Here is a 17,595-nt window from a genome sequence, read left to right on the forward strand (position 1 = left end):
ACTCAAAGCCCTATTTATTTTGCATAGGAATTAAGATATCTTTCCTAAAAATATTATTTCGTCTGTTTCCGAATTTGTGATGGAAAGCCCTTTTTCCTCCCAATTGGACGAACCAAGATATCCAAGCCTGTCATCCCATGCATCATCATATTCTTCCTTAGCGACTTTTTCGCTGTCTACAAAATACTCTACCTCAGAGTCAATCAACTTGAAGCCATCCTGTGATGCATAATCTTTCTCATCATCGTAGTCATCATAATTATCATAGTCGTCATAATCACCATAATCACCATAATCATCATAATCAATATCATCATCAGAATCTGTATATAGATAGCCATAATTTATTAAATTGTAGAGGCATTCATACATTACATCAATATTGCTGTCGTTAATATGGGCTTCGGATAATTGCGTAAAAAAATCTATTATTTCTTGGTTTTTTACTTCGTATGTTACCATATCCTTGGTATACAGATTTTTTTTAAAATCACCGCTTTCATTTGTTATAGTAATTTTCATGACCAGTCCCCCTTGATATATTTGTTTGTAAAATATATTAAGTCTTTTAAAAATTTATAATATGTTTTTAAAAATTATTTAAAATTAAATTGATAAACAAAACAGAATTGTTAATCTCATAAAAAAAATGTCGCTATGTGTATGCGACATTCGTGACATTGATAAACCCTATTTTTGCCATTCTGAGTAACATTATCTCTTCTTGTTCAAAATTTGATTTGCTTGTTAATATCCGAAAAAAAAAGTATAATAAATATAAAAACTTATGCTGTATGGTCGCACATGAAAACATTTTATTTCTTAAAAACAAGGGGAAGGTGGAAATATGATTTTTATGTTAATGGGAGACGAAGAAAAAGGTTCCAAGCTTGAACGCCTTTATGATAAATATAGGAACATGATGTTTTATGTTGCCTATAATGTTCTCCATGATGAATTTTTGGCAGAAGATGCCGTTCATCAATCATTTGTGCAGGTTTATAATCACCTACATAAAATAGATGAAAACAATTGTCGGAAAACAAGAAACTTATTTGTTACTATATGTAAGAATGTTTCGATAAATATGTACAATCAAAGAAAAAAACAGACAACAGAAGAACTTAATGAAAATATGACATCAGATGATACAAGTATAACAGAAATTGTTATTAACAATGAAAGCTTTGAACGGTTGAACAAGATTATTGAGGATTTAAATCCAATTTATCAGGAGGTTATTTTCCTTAAATTTTCACACGGTTTTTCTGTAGCTGAAATAGCTGAATTGAAAAACATTAAGACTGATACCGTGCAGAAAAGAATTGAGAGAGCAAAAAAACAGCTTTTAATATTATTAAGTAAAGAAGGTGAGCTGAATGGATAAAAAAGAATATGTGACTGATAAGGCTATGGATGCGATGCTTCAGACAGCAGCTTCTGATATCGAAGATAAGGCAGTGGACATCTTACTGGATGGATATGAAGGTCAAAATCATAAGTTTTCAGAAAAACACAGAGAAGATATGCAAAAACTGTTTAAAAAAGAACGGAAATTCCGGTCTGCTCGCAGAATAAGAACCTATTCAAAACGTGCCGCAGTGATTTTCATTGCTGTTATTGCAATAAGCGCAATAACGATAAGCAGCGTAAGTGCATGGAGAGTTAGGTTTATGAATTTTATCCTGGAAAGGACACAATACGATACAAATATTAAATTTACAGATGGTACTTCAAAAGCAGATAACTATAAATTCGGTGAGATTAAACTGGAATATGTCCCGGAAGGCTTTAAGCTTGAAAAAAGTGAGTCGCAAAAAAATCATTTATACTTTGCATTCAGAAAAGATGATGAATTTTTTAACTTTCGTACAAGAGATGTTAGGAGTTCACTATCAATCGATACGGAAGGCGCAAATGTAAAGGAGCTTACTATAAATGGAAGAGAAGCCCTCTACAGTGAGAATGACAATATTAGGATTCTTGTCTGGAATTATGATGAAATGGCATATATCTTGACAGGAAGCATCAGCGAAAGCGAGCTTGTGAAAATAGCTAAGAGTGTAAAAAAATAAAATTTATAAAATTTTATTTTTTTTTAACAAATTTTTATCTGAAAAGCTGTCGGAAAATCCTCTTTAATTTTGTTATTATTAATGAAATCAAAATTAAGGAGGATTTTTTTATGAAAAAGAAAGTACTGTCGGTTTTATTTATTATTTTTATTATGGTTTTAGTAAATTCCATACATGCGAGCGTTTATGCCGAAACTGACGATTTAAAAAATAGTACTGAAATAAAACCAAATTATATTGCAATTGTACTGTGCTTAAATAATTTAACTTTGAATTCCGGCGGTAAATTGACTTGTGAAGGCGAAACCGGTGTACAGAAAGAATATATTGCAGGAGTAAAAATAGAATTACAACAGCTATCCGGAAACTGGACAACCATTAAAACGTGGGAAGATACAAGTGATGATGAGGAAATGTATTTATACAAGGATTGGTATGTTGAAAAAGGCTCCTACCGCCTGAAAACAACCCATACAGCACTGGACAGCTCCGGCGATGTTATTGAAATTGTTACAAAGTATAGTGAGACGGTTGATTATTAGAATAGGATTTAAATTGTTAGCTTAGATTTGTATCAGGTTACAGGGGATGCAGGCTGCGCCCGTCCCATATGGTCTATCCTTTTACGTTCTCGGAGCGAATTTATATAAATAAGGAGTATACATTTTATGAATATTAAAGCTATATTTGCCGCTATTGATAGGATAAAGGATAATATTATACATGACGTAAAGCCTTATACAATCCGATTCAAAAAAATACGATTTATGCTTGTATCCTGTTTTGCACTACTTATAACAATTAGTATACTTAGTCTAACATCACTATTTCCAGAAAGGCGAGATAAAATTATAGGAGGAGACTATACATATAAAGTAGTGGAATATGAAGTGCCTACTTCCTATTCAGTTGCACCTCTGTATATGTATTCGGTCGTACCAGATAAAGATATATGCGCAGCATTAGATAACATGTTTCCCGGTATTGACTGTGGCTATGCTCTACATGTATTTAATTTTGAAGGTGATGAGCCAACTGCAAAGAAATTCTGGATTCCAGTTTTCGACAACGGACGAATTACAAATTTTATTTATGTTTCAAAATTATTAGATGATGAACGAATTGTCTTTGGGTCATCCAATAGTGATGTAGAAATGATACAGGCACTTTCTTCTATGACAGAACATGCACCTATGTACATAGCAGCTGATAATGACTGTCTATATTTTATCATTGGTGACAATGCTTATTCAATGAGTCCGCTAGCTAAAGATGGTGCAAAACTTCCTGATATTATGACTTCTGGTATTGATATAGTAACCGTTATACTTCCGTTAGAATAATTAAAAGGGGGAGATTCCAATGGGCTATCTTGTGAGCAGATGACTAAAATACATTAATATAAGTAAACTATTAAATTAGAAAGGTTGTGAATTGAAATGAAAAATTATGTTCGTATTTTCTCTATTTTTCTTGCTTGTTGTTTAGTATTTGTATTAACATTCACTTCAGTAGTTGCTGCTGATACGGTTGATTCCAAAATTAATAATGCTTCACTTAATGAATACATTGATACTACATTACCTCATTACTTGACTTTAGGAGACGAAGCATATGATCAAGTAAAAATATCAAACCCTGTGCCTATTAAAAACCATTCTAACAGAACATCTCGGATGTATTTTGTTACCAATGATGGTGAATACATTGGACAACTCATAGTATCATTTGTTAATAACCAGTATTATTCCAATTTTATGTTTGATAACAATGTTGAAATAAATAATGTTTTAAAGACAAATATTCCTTTTGCTCTTATTGCATATAATGATGGAAATGACCATATGGTCATGCAAACTGCCTCAGATAACATGATTATTTCAGCAAACAAACAAAACTCTTTAGAACGGCTTAACATTCCTGTTTATGAGTTGTCGCCGGCAACATTTTCTTCATTTAATCCAATCCAAAACTATACACGGACATCTAGCGATTACTATGTTTCTCTATCTGTACCAAATGTATCCAATGATACGACTCCTGATGGTAAGGGATTGTGTTGGGCTGCATGTATAGCCGCTATATCAAATTATCGCACAGATTCATCATATGATGCCTTAGACATATTCGATGCCTTAGATTACGAGTATAGTGGAACACCTGAAGGGACAAGAACATGGTATGAGTACGGGTATGAATATTGTGGTATGGGATACAATGATACTTCCGGAATGGAATTTATTGACTTGTATGACGTGCTCGATAGTGGCAAACCAGCGATGTTTGACATAGCTCGCTCAGGTGCCGCACATGCTATAGTGTGCAAATACTTGATGGGTGGAAATGATTACACAACTTATGGGTTCATGGATCCGAATAGGTCTAGTACAGTTTATACCTATTTTGATGACCCTAACCTTGATCCAGACAATTTTGTGTATGATAATGGACAGAATGAGTATGACGATTGGAGATATACAATATACTAATTACAGGGCCACAGGGTCACAGGGGACGGTTCTTAGTGTCAAGATAATTTATTGGAATATAATGAGTCGCCGGGAATCGTTACCTATGGCTATATGAAGTCTCTACTTCCTATTCGTGTTGTATCATTTTGTAAAGGCAAGCATATAATAGGGATGGACTTCATATCTTACATATCAAATATGCATACAACCGAAATTACACGAAAGGTAACTTTTCGCACGTGTGGAACAATGAGTGAACATTTTTAGATAATCCAACAGATTTTTTGTTGAAATTATGAGATTCTTGAAATGGGTAATCTGGAGGTTAAGATTATTAAAAAGAAATGGACAATTTTAATTTTGCTTGTAATTCTTGTTATAGTTGTTTCGGCAGTGCAGCTTCTTTCAAACTCAGACAGCAATGACAAATTAACAATTGCGATTCCTCAAAATGCTGTTGTTTATACAGATGAAGAGTCCGTTGCAATGCTTAAGGATGAGGGACAGTATGCTATGACTGATTTAGTCCGACAGGAAGTTTATCTGGTTGACGGAGAATTAAATGTTGATTTTTGGTTTGATGAGAATGCAGAACAAAATCAGATTGACAGTGCGCGGAGCTTTGTCATTACCAGGTTTGTGCTCAGGAGCGGTCAAGGAGCTTTCTTGGGTGCCGGACCTTATATATATATCATAAAAAATAAAGAAATAACCTGGGAAACCGTAAGCTGCAGGATATATACAGGAGATGAGCAGGTATCATACGAAGCCTATAATGATAAAGGTCAATTAATTAATCCGTAGTACAAGAAAATCCGGCTTAGCTGCGAGGCTAAGGCCGGATTTTTTAAGCAGATATGCTATGTTGAAATTAATAATCTGCCGGTAATTTCATTACTGCATAATAATTTGATTGTTATGCTGTAGTTCAATAATGTTAGTTGTTGTGGTAGCCTGAGATTTTTTAAAGATACTTGTTATACTGAAGTTATCCCAAAAGTGCATTGGAACAAATATCCTTGGCTTAATTTGTTCTATAAAATATTGTCCACCGCACAAATAATTTTCTTCAAGTCTTCCGTCAACAGGGAAAAAGGCAACATCAATAGCAACGTCCTTGATTAAAATGTTTTTAATTATGCTTTTAAAAGCAGTTTCCATTTCCTTTTCTTCCTCAGAGGTGTCATCCGACCATTTCCACCAGTTCAAATCTCCTGCGTGAAATATTGTGTGCCCATCTATTTCTACTAAAAAGCTTACCCCTTCATCAGTGGAACCAAAGGTAGATATTTTCAGGTTGTTTATTTCAGTTGTTTCATCTTTCCCTACGGTATATATGTTTTTTACTTCGGTGTAAAGCTTTATATCGTTGCTTAATATATAATATGTTTCTTTTTTATAACTGCTCCATGAAAGAATTGACCTGTCAAAATGATCATGATGGCTGTGCGATGAAAAAACGTACAGATGCTTATTGCTTTTAAGTATATCATTAAGAACATCTTTGAAATTAAAATCATCTTCAGGCGTTCTTTTATCGTCAAAATAATCAAATATTAAAAATGAGGTTTCTGTTTCTACTACAAAACAGCTGTGATAAATATAATATGCTTTCATTTATTTTCTCCGCTATAGTTTTTACAATATAATACCATAAAAATATATAGTTTAAAACATCTGAAAAGAGAATAAAACAATGTAAGTAGTTAAAAATAATTTATGAGATAAGGAAAATATATATAAAATAATAATATTAATAAAAATTTACAAAAATTATTTGTAATTATTAGGTATGCATTGTATAATGAGGAGTTACTAAAAATAGAACGAGGATGATAAAATTAATGAAAATTGAAAATGTTATTTTGAATGACAACATTCAAAGAGCCTTGGATGAAATGGGATTTGAAGAATGCACCCAGATTCAGCAAGAGGCAATACCTGTTATTTTGGACGGAAAGGATATAGTCGGACAGTCAAATACGGGTACTGGTAAGACTGCAGCGTTTGGGATACCAATACTTGAAAAGATAGATAAAAACATAAGAATGCCTCAGGCGATAGTGCTGCTGCCAACAAGAGAACTGGCAGTTCAAGTTGCAAATGAATTCAGAAAGTACGGAAAATATATGGACGGTATTAAAACAGTTACCGTATACGGCGGAGCAGACATACGCGATCAAATAAACAAGCTTAAAGGCGGAGCACAGATAATTGTTGGCACACCAGGAAGAATCATAGACCTTATAGATAGACGCGTTATAAAATTAGGTGAACTTACAATGGCTGTTTTGGATGAAGCTGATGAAATGCTTAAAATGGGCTTTAGAGAGGACATAGAGCTCATATTGGGTAAAATTGACCATAAGGTTCAAACATCACTGTTTTCGGCTACGATACCAGATGTAATGAAGAATATTATAAAGAAGTTTTTGAATAACCCTGTATCGATTAAGGTTTTAAGAGAAGGAATAACGGCTAAAGAAGTTAAGCAAAGTTATTTTTTAGTTAAACATTCAGATAAGGTAGAAGCTCTTTCAAGACTTATTGATACTTATACACCAAAGCTGACAGTTGTATTCTGCAATACAAAGAGATCTGTTGATGAACTCTATGATCGCCTTGTAGAAATTGGATACAATTGTGATAAGATTCATGGAGATATAAAGCAGTCTCAGAGAATAGACACACTGAATAGGTTTAACAACGGCTTGATAGAAATTTTAATTGCTACCGATGTAGCAGCAAGAGGGCTTGACATTAAGGAAGTTGAATGTGTTATAAACTATGAGGTTCCAATTAAGGAAGATTACTATGTACACCGAATCGGAAGGACAGGTAGAGCTGGTAAGGAAGGAGCATCATTTACTCTTGTTACGGCAAAAGAAATGAGAAAGCTGGAAAATATAGAAAAGTATACTAAAAAATCAATAAGAAAAAGAACTATTCCTACTGTAGATAAGGTAAATGAAGTTAAGAAAGATAAATTTATCAGAAATATTGTTGAAGTAATTGAAAAAGAAGATCTTGGAGAAAACAGAGAACTGGCAGAAAAACTAATGTCTCAAGATTACGATGCTGAAACACTTATAGCAGCTATGATAAAGAAGCTGGTTAGATTTGATTACTCCCAGGAAAGAGATTTGAATGACGTTGTGCCTGAACGCAGAAAAAGCTCAAGGGGCGGAAGAAAAAGTATCGGAGATACAGAAAGATTCCATGTAAATGCAGGCAAGAAGCAAGGAATAAGGCCTGGGGATATACTGGGGGCAGTTGCCGGAGAATGTGACATTCCAGGAAGTGATATAGCAGAAATTGAAGTTCTTGAAAATTATTCTTTCTTCAATGTGGCCTCAGAGCATAAGAATCGTATTTTGAAAAGAATGGATGGAGCACAAATAAAGGGTCAAAACGTAGTAGTAGAACTGTCAAAAGAAAAAAGGTCAAGAAATTCAAGAGATAAAAAGAATAAAGATAAATGGTTCGGAAAGAAATCAAGAAAAAAATAGCAAAAATATGTTGACAAAAATTCATTTAGGGTAATATAATGGGTAAAATGAACTGTGATGGATCGAGTAATGCAGACACAGCAATAAAGAGAGGGAAGAAAAGGTGGAAGCTTCCTTTGTATGACTGTATGAAAACTAATCCGGAGTTAAGACTGAAAGCTTAGTCGTAAGGTCTTGGTATGGATGCCTTAAATCTGTTGAGAAGTAACTGAGGTGGAACCACGATATATTCGTCCTTAAACATTTGTTTAAGGACGTTTTTTTTATTTCTTATTTATATGAACTAAATAATCAGTTCGAAACAGGTTATAGAATGAAAATTAAATATTGCAAAATTTAATGGAGGAATGGATATGATAAAATTAACATTGCCTGATAACAGTGTCAGAGAATATGAAAATGGAATTTTGGCTTATGACGTTGCTAAGAGCATAAGCGAGGGACTTGCAAGAAATGTGGTAGGAGCCGTATACAATGGTACTACGATCGGCTTAAAAGAAGAAATAAATGAAGATGGAAGCATTATGTTCCTTAAATTTGAAGATAAAGAAGGTAAACATGTATTTTGGCATACATCGTCACATATATTGGCACAGGCAATTAAAAGACTGTGGCCTGAAGCAAAATTAGCAATCGGTCCTGCTATAGATAACGGGTTCTATTATGATATAGATCTGGACTACAGGCTGGTTCAGGAGGATTTTGCTAAAATTGAAGCGGAAATGAAGAAAATAGTTAAGGAAGGGCTTGAACTGGAAAAATTTGAACTTCCGAGAGCAGAAGCTTTAAAGTTTATGGAAGAAAAACAGGAGCCATATAAGGTTGAGCTAATAAACGATTTGCCTGAAGATGCAGTTATTTCTTTCTACAAACAGGGAGATTTTGTTGATTTGTGCGCAGGTCCTCATCTTTCGTCCACAAAGAAGCCAAAGGCTATGAAGCTTTTAAGCATTGCAGGAGCATATTGGAGAGGAAACGAAAACAATAAAATGCTTCAGAGAATTTATGGAATATCATTTGAAAAAGCAAAAGACTTAGAAGAATACATCAAGATGATGGAGGAAGCTAAGAAGCGTGATCACAGAAAACTAGGAAAAGAGCTTGATTTGTTCTTCATGTCAGAAGAAGGTCCTGGATTTCCATTTTTCCTTCCAAAGGGCGTAGAAGTTAAAAACGAATTGATGAAATACTGGAGAGAAATGCACAGAAAGGCAGGCTATGTTGAAATAGAAACTCCGCTGATGCTTAACAAACATCTCTGGGAGGTATCAGGTCACTGGTACAATTACAGAGAAAATATGTATACAACTGTAATTGATGAACAGGATTTCGCAATTAAGCCTATGAACTGTCCAGGAGGAATTCTGGTATATAAAAATGCTATGCACTCATACAAAGATTTTCCAATGAGAGTTGCAGAAGCAGGAAGAGTACACAGACATGAGTTATCTGGCGCACTTCACGGACTGATGCGTGTAAGAGCATTTACGCAGGACGATGCCCATTTGTTTATATTGCCTGAGCAAATAAAGGATGAAATTAAGGGTGTTATTAAATTAATCGATGAAATATACAAACAATTTGGATTCTCATATAACTTAGAGCTTTCAACAAGGCCTGAAAAATTCCTTGGGGAAATTAAGGACTGGGATCTTGCAGAAGCATCATTAAAAGCAGCACTTGAAGAATTAGAACTTGATTATGTAGTAAACGAAGGAGACGGCGCGTTCTACGGACCTAAAATTGACTTCCACCTCACTGACTGCATAGGCAGAACATGGCAGTGCGGAACAATCCAGCTTGATTATCAGCTTCCACAGAGATTTGAAATGGAATATGTAGGAGCAGATGGACAGAAGCACAGACCGATAATGATTCACAGAACAGCATTCGGAAGTATTGAAAGATTCTTTGGAATTCTTATTGAACAATATGCAGGAGCTTTCCCAACTTGGCTGGCACCTGTACAGGTTAAAATACTTCCAATATCCGATAAATTTATTGAATATGCAGGGAAGGTAAAAGAGCAGCTAGAGGCATCAAATATTAAGGTTGAGATTGATACAAGAGCGGAGAAAATCGGCTACAAAATAAGAGAAGCGCAGTTAAGCAAGGTTCCATACATGTTTATTGTAGGTGAGAAAGAAGCTGAAAGCGGAGCTGTATCAGTGAGAGAAAGACAAAAAGGTGACATCGGAAGCATGAGCATTGAAGAAATAAGCAGCATTATTTTAAACAAGATAAGCACAAGAGAAAACGACTCACCACAGTCTATATAATCATTAACAACCCGAGCATAAGCAAATTGTCATCCTCCGGTAACGAAGGATGACAATTTTTATGTAAATATTTGTTTGTGACTAACATAAAGGGTATAATAGTAAATATGGGGGAATATTTTACTCGAAATTCAAGAGAAGCAAAGCAAACCTAGATAGAAAAGAAATAAAAATGCTCATAGAAGCATATAAGAAATTATAATAAAAATTATAACACAAGGAGGACATATGAGCACTGTATATTCAAAAGATGTTCAATACCACATTAATATGAAGGAGGGCGATGTAGGCAGGTATGTTATATTGCCGGGAGACCCCAAAAGGTGCGAAAAAATTGCAAAACACCTTGATAATCCTGTCCTAGTTGCAGATCATAGAGAATATGTTACATATACGGGATATTTAGACGGTGTTAAGGTAAGCGTTACATCAACAGGCATAGGCGGACCGTCTGCAGCTATTGCTTTAGAAGAATTAGCAAATATAGGAGCAGACACATTTATACGTGTAGGTACCAGTGGAGGCATGGACGTAAATGTAATGGGAGGCGATCTGGTTATTGCTTCCGGAGCTATCCGTATGGAGGGAACGAGCAGAGAGTATGCCCCTATGGAGTTCCCGGCGGTGGCTGATTACAAAGTACTGAACGCATTAGTAAAAGCTTCGGAAAATTTAAAGAAAAAATATCATGTGGGCATAGTCCAGTGCAAGGATTCATTTTACGGACAGCACTCACCTGAAATCAAGCCCGTAAGCTATGACCTTATGAATAAATGGGAGGCATGGCTTAGATTAGGAGCATTAGCTTCAGAAATGGAATCAGCAGCGCTTTTTATCGTAGGAGCTTTCAGAAGGGTTCGCGTCGGATCAATATTAAATGTAGTAGCAAACCAGGAAAGAAGAAAATTAGGATTAGACGATCCACAGGAGCATGACACCGAGGCCGCAATAAAAGCAGCAGTAGAAGCAATTAGAATACTCATAAAAGAAGACAATATGCAATAGGGTATTAGAGTATAAAAAATTAAAATAATTTAGTAGATAACAAAACCATTGAAACTGATATTCAATGGTTTTGTTGGTGTATCAAGGATACTTAGTTGTTGTCATTAATAATTTCTGATCAGATATCAGATAAAATTGGCTGTAAGAATAGCGATGAGTATTGACATGCGAGATCTTGTGTGGTATAAATTACCAAAGAGACGATTCTTATTCCAAGGACAGTAAGAATAAAAAGCTAGGGGATTTGTCGGTAGAACAAGGTAATACTCCTTCCATAAAAACAATCATCAAGAACGGTGGAATATATGAAAGGAGTTTTGAGCACGAAGGGGCATTGGTGGACATTTATCAAATAGCACTATGATACTCATGATGAGTGCACCCTGAGGCAAGACGATTTTAGCAATAAGGGAGCAGTTGTTGTACAGGAAGTGTAAGCATAAAATGTAGTAAATAGGAAAGGAGAAACATCATGAAGAAACGTAATATGGATTATTTGGTGCGAAGATTATTCCTTGCTTTCTTTACATCAATGTGTCAGAATATTTTATTCATACCCATATTTTACATATATTTGGTTTTCATTCCATGGACGCGCATAGGGTGGTTTTTGCTTGTTGTTCCGTATTTCTTAATACCTATACTTAGTGCTTTCTGTTGTTGTTTTTTAATGCACCGAGGTAATTTCCGTTTTGATTCACGAAATGTGGCTTCAAAAGCTTCTGCTTACAGATTGGCTGCTCGGCTCCTGTCTGTGTTTTGCTTTCTTTTGATTGGATACATTTTAGATAAAAATAATGGTGGTGTGCCGATATTTGTTTCTGATTTGCTAAACAAGTTTGGAGAGCACGGCAGCGCATTAAGATCACTACTACATAACTTCTTCTTATACATGGTTTCTGCCATATTCACAACCGTATATGCGTTTGCTGAATATCTGTTTGTCACATCTAAAATGGAGTATAGCACAGATAGTTAAAACGGTATCGTCTGGAGACGGCAGATTGCGCAAAAATATATATGGCATCAAGGAAACGATGCCGGTTATTTTAATGGCTGCCGGCATTTTTTTCGTGTTGTCAGTAACCCTTTAAAGCCTTGGCAGGTATTAGATATTTGCAATAATAAATTATATTATATGTATATTGTTTATAACAGGAAATCATTTGCATTTCGGAGAAAATAAAGTATCTCAGAAGTACTATATAATAGACAAATAATTGGATGTATTATCTGGCTACATAATTTATTTTGAAAATTATTCAGGAGGGGTTTGCTATATCTGATTACAAATATTTTTTTCTCCCATATGATGAAGCTGAAATAGGAGCTATAGAAGGCTGGTTGGAGTTGAAGGCTGAACGGGGATTTAAGCTAACACATATTAAAGGGAGATTTTTTGGTTTTGAAGAATCGTCAACCGGTAAAGCAAACTATTGCATTCATCCCCACACGGATGATGAATGCTGCGATATACCCGGATGGAAGTATGTAGGTAAACTTTCGCTATATTTTGACATTTTTATTTCAGAAGATAATAATGATGCAGATAAGCCGGATATTGATTCTGCGTGCATGGAAGCTGCACTTAGAAAACAAATATTGAGATATAGATATGGAGTAATACCATCCTTTTTGTTTCCTGTTTTAGTGTTTATGCTTTTCATTAAACTGAGTTTTATTTCAGGTGGCTTTATAAAAACGCTTATTTATTATGATGATTTGCTGCCGATGGGAATACTGACTGGATCTATATGTGCCGTGATATTGGGATTGCTGTATGTTGTCGCATATATTAAGAGGAAGAAAAGAATCAAATTGCTTATGGAGCGCAGGAAGCAGCCTGTTGTAAAGACTCACAGAATATTTGAATGGTGTCTGATTGCAATAATTACTATAAGTTTTATTATTATTATAGTGCAATATGGGAAAGTAAATCGAATTCAGACCATTCCGTTGGACAAATATACGCTCAACAGAAAACTTCCTCTTATGGAGCAAATTTCTCCTGATGAGTGGTATACAGCGGAGGCAATTAGAGAAAAATGTAGCTCAGATATAGGAACTAATTACTCGGTAACAGAAAAAAGCCGCTATGTGGCTCCCACAATATTATATGTCAGGCAGTACTGGCGCGAAGTGCAAGACATACCTGATGTTTATGAGGAGCCGTTTGGATACAATGTTAATTATTATGAAATGAGAAATACAAATTTAGCAGTTTATTATGAAGAAGAGCTTTGCAGAAATTTAAGTTCAGGAGAAATGACTTCCATATATGTTGACGGCTTTGACAGTGCTTCGTATTTTTTGAACGGAGAAATAGAAGACATTGTGCTCAGATCGGGAAATATTGTTATAACCGCAATGTACTACGGCTCAGGCAGTCTGCTTGATTCAGTCCATCATTTTTCAATGGCAGCCCCAAACTAAGGAATGATATGGAGTAGGGTATTATTAATAAATGAGATTCAAAACAATAAATACATAGGATATCACACTATTAATAAGGGGGATTTTATTATGAGCAATGAAAACGATAAAAACAACAAAGATGACATAGAAATAAATAAAAATGCTTTTAATGATATTAAAATGTTCCTATACTTACTTTTATGTTCGGAAGTATTAATGTTATATTTTTCAGGAAGGCAGATGTTTTTTGAAAATATAGATTGCTCTCCCGCAGTAACAGCAATAAATACAGTATTGTTAATTCTAACAATTATTCATATTAGAAAAATTTAAAATAGCAAAAAATAAACATAGATTCCAAGTGACGAGCCATAGGGACGGACATTCCAGTGGTGTTTTACCATTATTAATAGTAAATGTCTATTGGGAAAAAGATTTCAATGAAATAATTATTAAATTTAGGAGATGAAATTGTATGTTTTTACCTGTGTATAGCGTATATATTATCTTAATGCTATTTATATCAATTTTATTATTATTCTTAATTGCTATAACTTTTAAAATTAATTCTAATATAAAGAAATTATTGCAAATAAAAAAAGAAGAATCTATAAGTAAATGAAGCCACTGATAATGTCTAGAGGACGGGGGCACTGTCATCAAGTGCTCTGCCCTGAAGCATTTAGGAGTACTGAAGTAGTTTAAAGGGACGGATAATGTATATCTCGTCCATTTTATATTTATTTAATTAATGCTGAGCCTGGAAGCATGATATAACTGTTGTTTCAGCGGCACCGCCTGTTATTACAAAGCGAACGTATTGCAAGAAATTTGTTATGGTAATCATTTTTGCTGTATCAAATGGAACGGTTATAACAGTTCCGGTGTCCTCCAACCAAGTTGTGTTGTCGGGACTTATCTCTACCTTTAGGGTAATATCTTGATCGCTTGATGTCGTGCCGGTGTTTTTGATAAACCAGTTATAGGAGGATTCAAGAGAAACGTCTTGTGAGTCAGAATTTACAGTGGCTCCTAAGCCAACGGTGGTTTCTGTAAGTGGCGTTGTGCCATTAACGACTTTGACGTCATTGGTAATTGTAGAGACTGTATCAATATCAGTACCTGCTGCTAATGTTACTTCAGCACCTGTTGCTATATCTACGGTGCCATTTACGGGTAGGTTTCCTGTATCGTCAACTTGCAATGGAACAATTTCACTTGAAACATTATTTTATCACAACAATTTATTTCTTGGATATTTTCATTAAATGCGTCCTTCTGATCCATATTGCACATCCTTGCCAATTTATATAATATTATAGTCGTTTAAACTAAATTGGTTACTATATTCATGGTTACATAGATATCAAAACAAAGTAATTTCTTGTATTGCTTATGCGTGTTGTGGTCTTTAGCAAAAAATAATTGACATAAAAACAAAATAATAGTACTATATTGATAATAGATATATCGAATATAGATATATGTTTTGGAGATGATGATATGGCAAGAGAACAATTAAAAACCTTAACAGAGCAAATGTATTACATCCTTTTAATATTAACGGAGCATCATCATGGCTACGGAATTATGCAGGAGGTAGACAGGCGGACTGAGGGAAGGGTAAGGATAGGAGCAGGCACTTTGTACAACCTTTTATCCAGATTCGAGGAGGAGGATATTATAGTACAGGTCTCGGAAGAGGATAGAAGGAAGATATATACTCTGACGGATAAGGGATTAAATGTTTTGAGGAATGAACATAAAAGATTAAAGCAATTGGTTTCAGATGGAAATAAAATATTGGAAGGAGGAGCGCCTAAATGAAAAATAAAACTAAATGGGTGATTTGGAATTTTTTTCTCATTGATTACAAAGCTATGGGAGAATATCTGGAGAAAATGGCAGGTAAAGGCTGGATGCTGGAAAAGGTAGGACGAAGCATGGCTAAGTTTAGAGCCATGGAACCGCAGAAGCTTAAATTCTATGTAGATGTATTTAAGGAAGGACCGCTTACTCCGGAAAAAACCGAAGAATCGGAAGAATATAGGAAGCTATGCCAAGAATCAGGATGGATATTTATTACATCACAGGATTATTTGCAGTTTTTCTATGCTTATGAAGACGATGAACCGGTTCCAATACAAACAGATGAAGAAATTGAACAAAAAATGGTTGAGCTTACGCTGTGGAAAGGCGTGCTGCGCGACATATTTATACTTACGCTAATTGCCATCTTTGCATTCAGAAGCCTTTTCCCTGTAAGCGATATTAATTTTATAAGCTTTACAGGATTTACTGGAACAATTTTATTTCCTGCACTTTACATACTAGCCGCAATTCCCTCAGCATATGGCATTATTCGTATTATAAAAGCCAGAAGAAATATCAAGCGTGGATTACCTATAGAAAAATCTACATTGAAAAGTGCGCGAAGGCGGGTAATGACAACAAGTGTTCCGTTATGGCTTATTATATTATTTTATATATTGTCATTTATTGGTGATGCACTTTTCAAGCCCAATGTTGTAGGGGCGGCTTTGCTGGCACCTGGAATTGGCTTTGCTATCGGGGGAGGTATACGGTACTGCATAAAGAAAAGTAAAGGTAGAAATAAAAATGGAGAAATTGCGCTATATATAGTGGTAATAATATTAGTAATTATCTTTGTTCCTATGGTTACTTCATCGATTAGGGAAATATCCAAAGATATGGATAGTATAGATTCAATACCGGAAGGCTATCCTGTGGTTACAATGGAAGATATATTGGGCAAATCAGAACAGGGTAATTTATTAAATATAAAATTTGATATCAGTATGAGTCCTATTATACCCAAGTATTATAATTATTGGGAAGAAAGAGAGATAAGCGGTGTTAATAAGTACTTGAAAATTAAATATTATAAGACAATAAATTCATACTTTGCCGAGATTATATTTAACGGAATAACTAATAGATTAGAAAATGGAATCAAGTGGAGAGGAAGGGCTATATTTAAAAAAACCGTTATCATAGATGATGATATGAAAAATTTTTGGAATGCAGATAATATGGCGCTGACAGAGGAACAAAATGAAATTATAATACAAAAAGGAAATGTTGTGCTGCATTTGTCAGGGGACATAAATTTTAATGACAGTCAAACCAGAGAGTTAATGATTGAAAAATTTTTCTCGGATTTGTGATTGAAAAAAATCAAGCATATGGCTGGCTGATTTAAACATATCTGAAATTCAGCCAGCCAAAAAAGTAATACACAATATTTTTCTACCGTTCTATTAACCATTCGGAGCGAAGCAGTCTGTATGCTACGCGGTCCTTAAACATTCCATCATGCCATTGATATTCTTTGAATTCGGCTTCTTTTATCATGTCGCATTTTTGCATTACCCTTTCCGAGGCTGTATTTTCTTTTAAACACCCGCATGTAATTCTGTACACGTCATTTTGTTCAAAAGCAAACTGAATAACTGCTTTGAGAGCCTCTGCCGTATAACCGAGCCCCCAGTAATTATCCCGTATAAAATAACCCATTTCAACGTGTTTCCCTGCAGGTGTAAATTCTAAAACTGTATATCCTATTTCGCCTATGTGTTCATTTGTCAGTTTGTTTTCTATTCTAAAAAAATAATACTTTCGGTCAGTGTGTCCAATTTTGTCAATTGCCGTACACAGGTTAGCTTGGGATTCTTCTACGCTGCTTGTTCTTATATCCTGTAAGAACCACATGACTTTTTTGTTAGAAAGCAATTCATGATGTGATGCAAGGTCTGCACTTGTGTGGTCGCGAATTAAGAGTCTGTTTGTACATAATTGAATCATAACTGGTCTCCATTTC

General features: G+C 34.8%; 18 protein-coding genes and 1 other annotated feature. Of the genes, 14 read left to right on the forward strand and 4 right to left on the reverse strand.

Annotated features, from left to right (window positions below; translation table 11 throughout):
- Positions 1-30: 30 nt before the first annotated feature.
- The gene (locus ACS3UD_RS03920; protein WP_308137729.1) at positions 31-522 is read right to left on the reverse strand and encodes a hypothetical protein; all 492 of its coding nucleotides are present in this window, start codon (positions 520-522) and stop codon (positions 31-33) included.
- Between the two features lie 325 nt (positions 523-847).
- On the opposite strand from ACS3UD_RS03920, the gene ACS3UD_RS03925 reads away from it, so the two are divergent.
- From ACS3UD_RS03925 to ACS3UD_RS03950, 6 genes are all read left to right on the forward strand, one after another.
- Positions 848-1,387: an RNA polymerase sigma factor gene (locus tag ACS3UD_RS03925; RefSeq protein ID WP_308137728.1), complete on the forward strand. Its 540-nt coding sequence runs from the start codon at positions 848-850 to the stop codon at positions 1,385-1,387.
- Positions 1,380-2,075, forward strand: a complete 696-nt coding sequence (locus ACS3UD_RS03930) for a DUF4367 domain-containing protein (RefSeq protein ID WP_308137727.1) — start codon at positions 1,380-1,382, stop codon at positions 2,073-2,075. The genes ACS3UD_RS03925 and ACS3UD_RS03930 overlap by 8 nt, the downstream gene beginning before the upstream one ends.
- A gap of 110 nt (positions 2,076-2,185) precedes the next feature.
- Positions 2,186-2,617, forward strand: a complete 432-nt coding sequence (locus tag ACS3UD_RS03935; RefSeq protein ID WP_308137726.1) for a hypothetical protein — start codon at positions 2,186-2,188, stop codon at positions 2,615-2,617.
- 126 nt (positions 2,618-2,743) lie between these two features.
- Entirely contained in the window at positions 2,744-3,418 is a 675-nt protein-coding gene (locus ACS3UD_RS03940; protein WP_308137725.1) for a hypothetical protein, read from the forward strand.
- A 96-nt stretch (positions 3,419-3,514) separates the two neighbouring features.
- Positions 3,515-4,564, forward strand: a complete 1,050-nt coding sequence (locus tag ACS3UD_RS03945; protein ID WP_308137724.1) for a hypothetical protein — start codon at positions 3,515-3,517, stop codon at positions 4,562-4,564.
- A 291-nt stretch (positions 4,565-4,855) separates the two neighbouring features.
- Positions 4,856-5,350 carry a hypothetical protein gene (locus ACS3UD_RS03950; RefSeq protein WP_308137723.1) on the forward strand — a complete coding sequence of 165 codons (495 nt, stop codon included), beginning with the start codon at positions 4,856-4,858 and terminating at the stop codon, positions 5,348-5,350.
- A 90-nt stretch (positions 5,351-5,440) separates the two neighbouring features.
- Here the strand turns inward: ACS3UD_RS03950 and ACS3UD_RS03955 are convergent, their stop codons facing one another.
- A complete protein-coding gene (locus ACS3UD_RS03955; RefSeq protein WP_308137722.1) occupies positions 5,441-6,163 on the reverse strand; it encodes an MBL fold metallo-hydrolase in 723 nt (240 codons plus the stop codon).
- A 227-nt stretch (positions 6,164-6,390) separates the two neighbouring features.
- On the opposite strand from ACS3UD_RS03955, the gene ACS3UD_RS03960 reads away from it, so the two are divergent.
- The 6 genes from ACS3UD_RS03960 to ACS3UD_RS03985 all read left to right on the forward strand — a co-directional run bounded on the left by ACS3UD_RS03960 (position 6,391) and on the right by ACS3UD_RS03985 (position 14,087).
- Entirely contained in the window at positions 6,391-8,055 is a 1,665-nt protein-coding gene (locus ACS3UD_RS03960) for a DEAD/DEAH box helicase (protein ID WP_308137721.1), read from the forward strand.
- Positions 8,056-8,100: 45 nt separating this feature from the next.
- Positions 8,101-8,296 (forward strand) — a binding site (T-box leader).
- A gap of 112 nt (positions 8,297-8,408) precedes the next feature.
- Positions 8,409-10,334 (forward strand): threonine--tRNA ligase, encoded by a 1,926-nt coding sequence (gene thrS / locus ACS3UD_RS03965; RefSeq protein WP_308137720.1) that lies wholly within the window; start codon positions 8,409-8,411, stop codon positions 10,332-10,334.
- 228 nt (positions 10,335-10,562) lie between these two features.
- A complete protein-coding gene (gene udp / locus ACS3UD_RS03970; RefSeq protein ID WP_308137719.1) occupies positions 10,563-11,339 on the forward strand; it encodes a uridine phosphorylase in 777 nt (258 codons plus the stop codon).
- Between the two features lie 472 nt (positions 11,340-11,811).
- Entirely contained in the window at positions 11,812-12,318 is a 507-nt protein-coding gene (locus tag ACS3UD_RS03975) for a hypothetical protein (protein ID WP_308137718.1), read from the forward strand.
- Between the two features lie 272 nt (positions 12,319-12,590).
- A complete protein-coding gene (locus ACS3UD_RS03980; protein ID WP_308137717.1) occupies positions 12,591-13,772 on the forward strand; it encodes a DUF2812 domain-containing protein in 1,182 nt (393 codons plus the stop codon).
- A gap of 90 nt (positions 13,773-13,862) precedes the next feature.
- A complete protein-coding gene (locus tag ACS3UD_RS03985) occupies positions 13,863-14,087 on the forward strand; it encodes a hypothetical protein (protein WP_308137716.1) in 225 nt (74 codons plus the stop codon).
- A 415-nt stretch (positions 14,088-14,502) separates the two neighbouring features.
- Here ACS3UD_RS03985 and ACS3UD_RS03990 read toward each other — a convergent pair whose 3' ends face one another.
- The gene (locus ACS3UD_RS03990; protein WP_308137715.1) at positions 14,503-14,958 is read right to left on the reverse strand and encodes a DUF6385 domain-containing protein; all 456 of its coding nucleotides are present in this window, start codon (positions 14,956-14,958) and stop codon (positions 14,503-14,505) included.
- A 299-nt stretch (positions 14,959-15,257) separates the two neighbouring features.
- Here ACS3UD_RS03990 and ACS3UD_RS03995 point away from each other — a divergent pair, with 299 nt between their 5' ends.
- Together ACS3UD_RS03995 and ACS3UD_RS04000 are read left to right on the forward strand one after the other, a co-directional pair.
- Positions 15,258-15,581 (forward strand): PadR family transcriptional regulator, encoded by a 324-nt coding sequence (locus ACS3UD_RS03995; RefSeq protein ID WP_308137714.1) that lies wholly within the window; start codon positions 15,258-15,260, stop codon positions 15,579-15,581.
- Positions 15,578-16,942 carry a DUF2812 domain-containing protein gene (locus tag ACS3UD_RS04000; RefSeq protein WP_308137713.1) on the forward strand — a complete coding sequence of 455 codons (1,365 nt, stop codon included), beginning with the start codon at positions 15,578-15,580 and terminating at the stop codon, positions 16,940-16,942. The genes ACS3UD_RS03995 and ACS3UD_RS04000 overlap by 4 nt, the downstream gene beginning before the upstream one ends.
- Before the next feature lie 82 nt (positions 16,943-17,024).
- Here the strand turns inward: ACS3UD_RS04000 and ACS3UD_RS04005 are convergent, their stop codons facing one another.
- Positions 17,025-17,579, reverse strand: a complete 555-nt coding sequence (locus tag ACS3UD_RS04005) for a GNAT family N-acetyltransferase (protein ID WP_308137712.1) — start codon at positions 17,577-17,579, stop codon at positions 17,025-17,027.
- Positions 17,580-17,595: the final 16 nt, after the last annotated feature.

It is taken from the genome of Sedimentibacter sp. LTW-03, assembly GCF_052059825.1.
GTDB lineage: Bacteria > Bacillota > Clostridia > Tissierellales > Sedimentibacteraceae > Sedimentibacter.

Bases quoted from the DNA above. Each gene is read 5' to 3' on its own strand.
- ACS3UD_RS03920 (WP_308137729.1), bottom strand. From the start codon at position 522: ATGAAAATTACTATAACAAATGAAAGCGGTGATTTTAAAAAAAATCTG.
- ACS3UD_RS03925 (WP_308137728.1), top strand. From the start codon at position 848: ATGATTTTTATGTTAATGGGAGACGAAGAAAAAGGTTCCAAGCTTGAA.
- ACS3UD_RS03930 (WP_308137727.1), top strand. From the start codon at position 1,380: ATGGATAAAAAAGAATATGTGACTGATAAGGCTATGGATGCGATGCTT.
- ACS3UD_RS03935 (WP_308137726.1), top strand. From the start codon at position 2,186: ATGAAAAAGAAAGTACTGTCGGTTTTATTTATTATTTTTATTATGGTT.
- ACS3UD_RS03940 (WP_308137725.1), top strand. From the start codon at position 2,744: ATGAATATTAAAGCTATATTTGCCGCTATTGATAGGATAAAGGATAAT.
- ACS3UD_RS03945 (WP_308137724.1), top strand. From the start codon at position 3,515: ATGAAAAATTATGTTCGTATTTTCTCTATTTTTCTTGCTTGTTGTTTA.
- ACS3UD_RS03950 (WP_308137723.1), top strand. From the start codon at position 4,856: ATGGGTAATCTGGAGGTTAAGATTATTAAAAAGAAATGGACAATTTTA.
- ACS3UD_RS03955 (WP_308137722.1), bottom strand. From the start codon at position 6,163: ATGAAAGCATATTATATTTATCACAGCTGTTTTGTAGTAGAAACAGAA.
- ACS3UD_RS03960 (WP_308137721.1), top strand. From the start codon at position 6,391: ATGAAAATTGAAAATGTTATTTTGAATGACAACATTCAAAGAGCCTTG.
- thrS (WP_308137720.1), top strand. From the start codon at position 8,409: ATGATAAAATTAACATTGCCTGATAACAGTGTCAGAGAATATGAAAAT.
- udp (WP_308137719.1), top strand. From the start codon at position 10,563: ATGAGCACTGTATATTCAAAAGATGTTCAATACCACATTAATATGAAG.
- ACS3UD_RS03975 (WP_308137718.1), top strand. From the start codon at position 11,812: ATGAAGAAACGTAATATGGATTATTTGGTGCGAAGATTATTCCTTGCT.
- ACS3UD_RS03985 (WP_308137716.1), top strand. From the start codon at position 13,863: ATGAGCAATGAAAACGATAAAAACAACAAAGATGACATAGAAATAAAT.
- ACS3UD_RS03995 (WP_308137714.1), top strand. From the start codon at position 15,258: ATGGCAAGAGAACAATTAAAAACCTTAACAGAGCAAATGTATTACATC.
- ACS3UD_RS04000 (WP_308137713.1), top strand. From the start codon at position 15,578: ATGAAAAATAAAACTAAATGGGTGATTTGGAATTTTTTTCTCATTGAT.
- ACS3UD_RS04005 (WP_308137712.1), bottom strand. From the start codon at position 17,579: ATGATTCAATTATGTACAAACAGACTCTTAATTCGCGACCACACAAGT.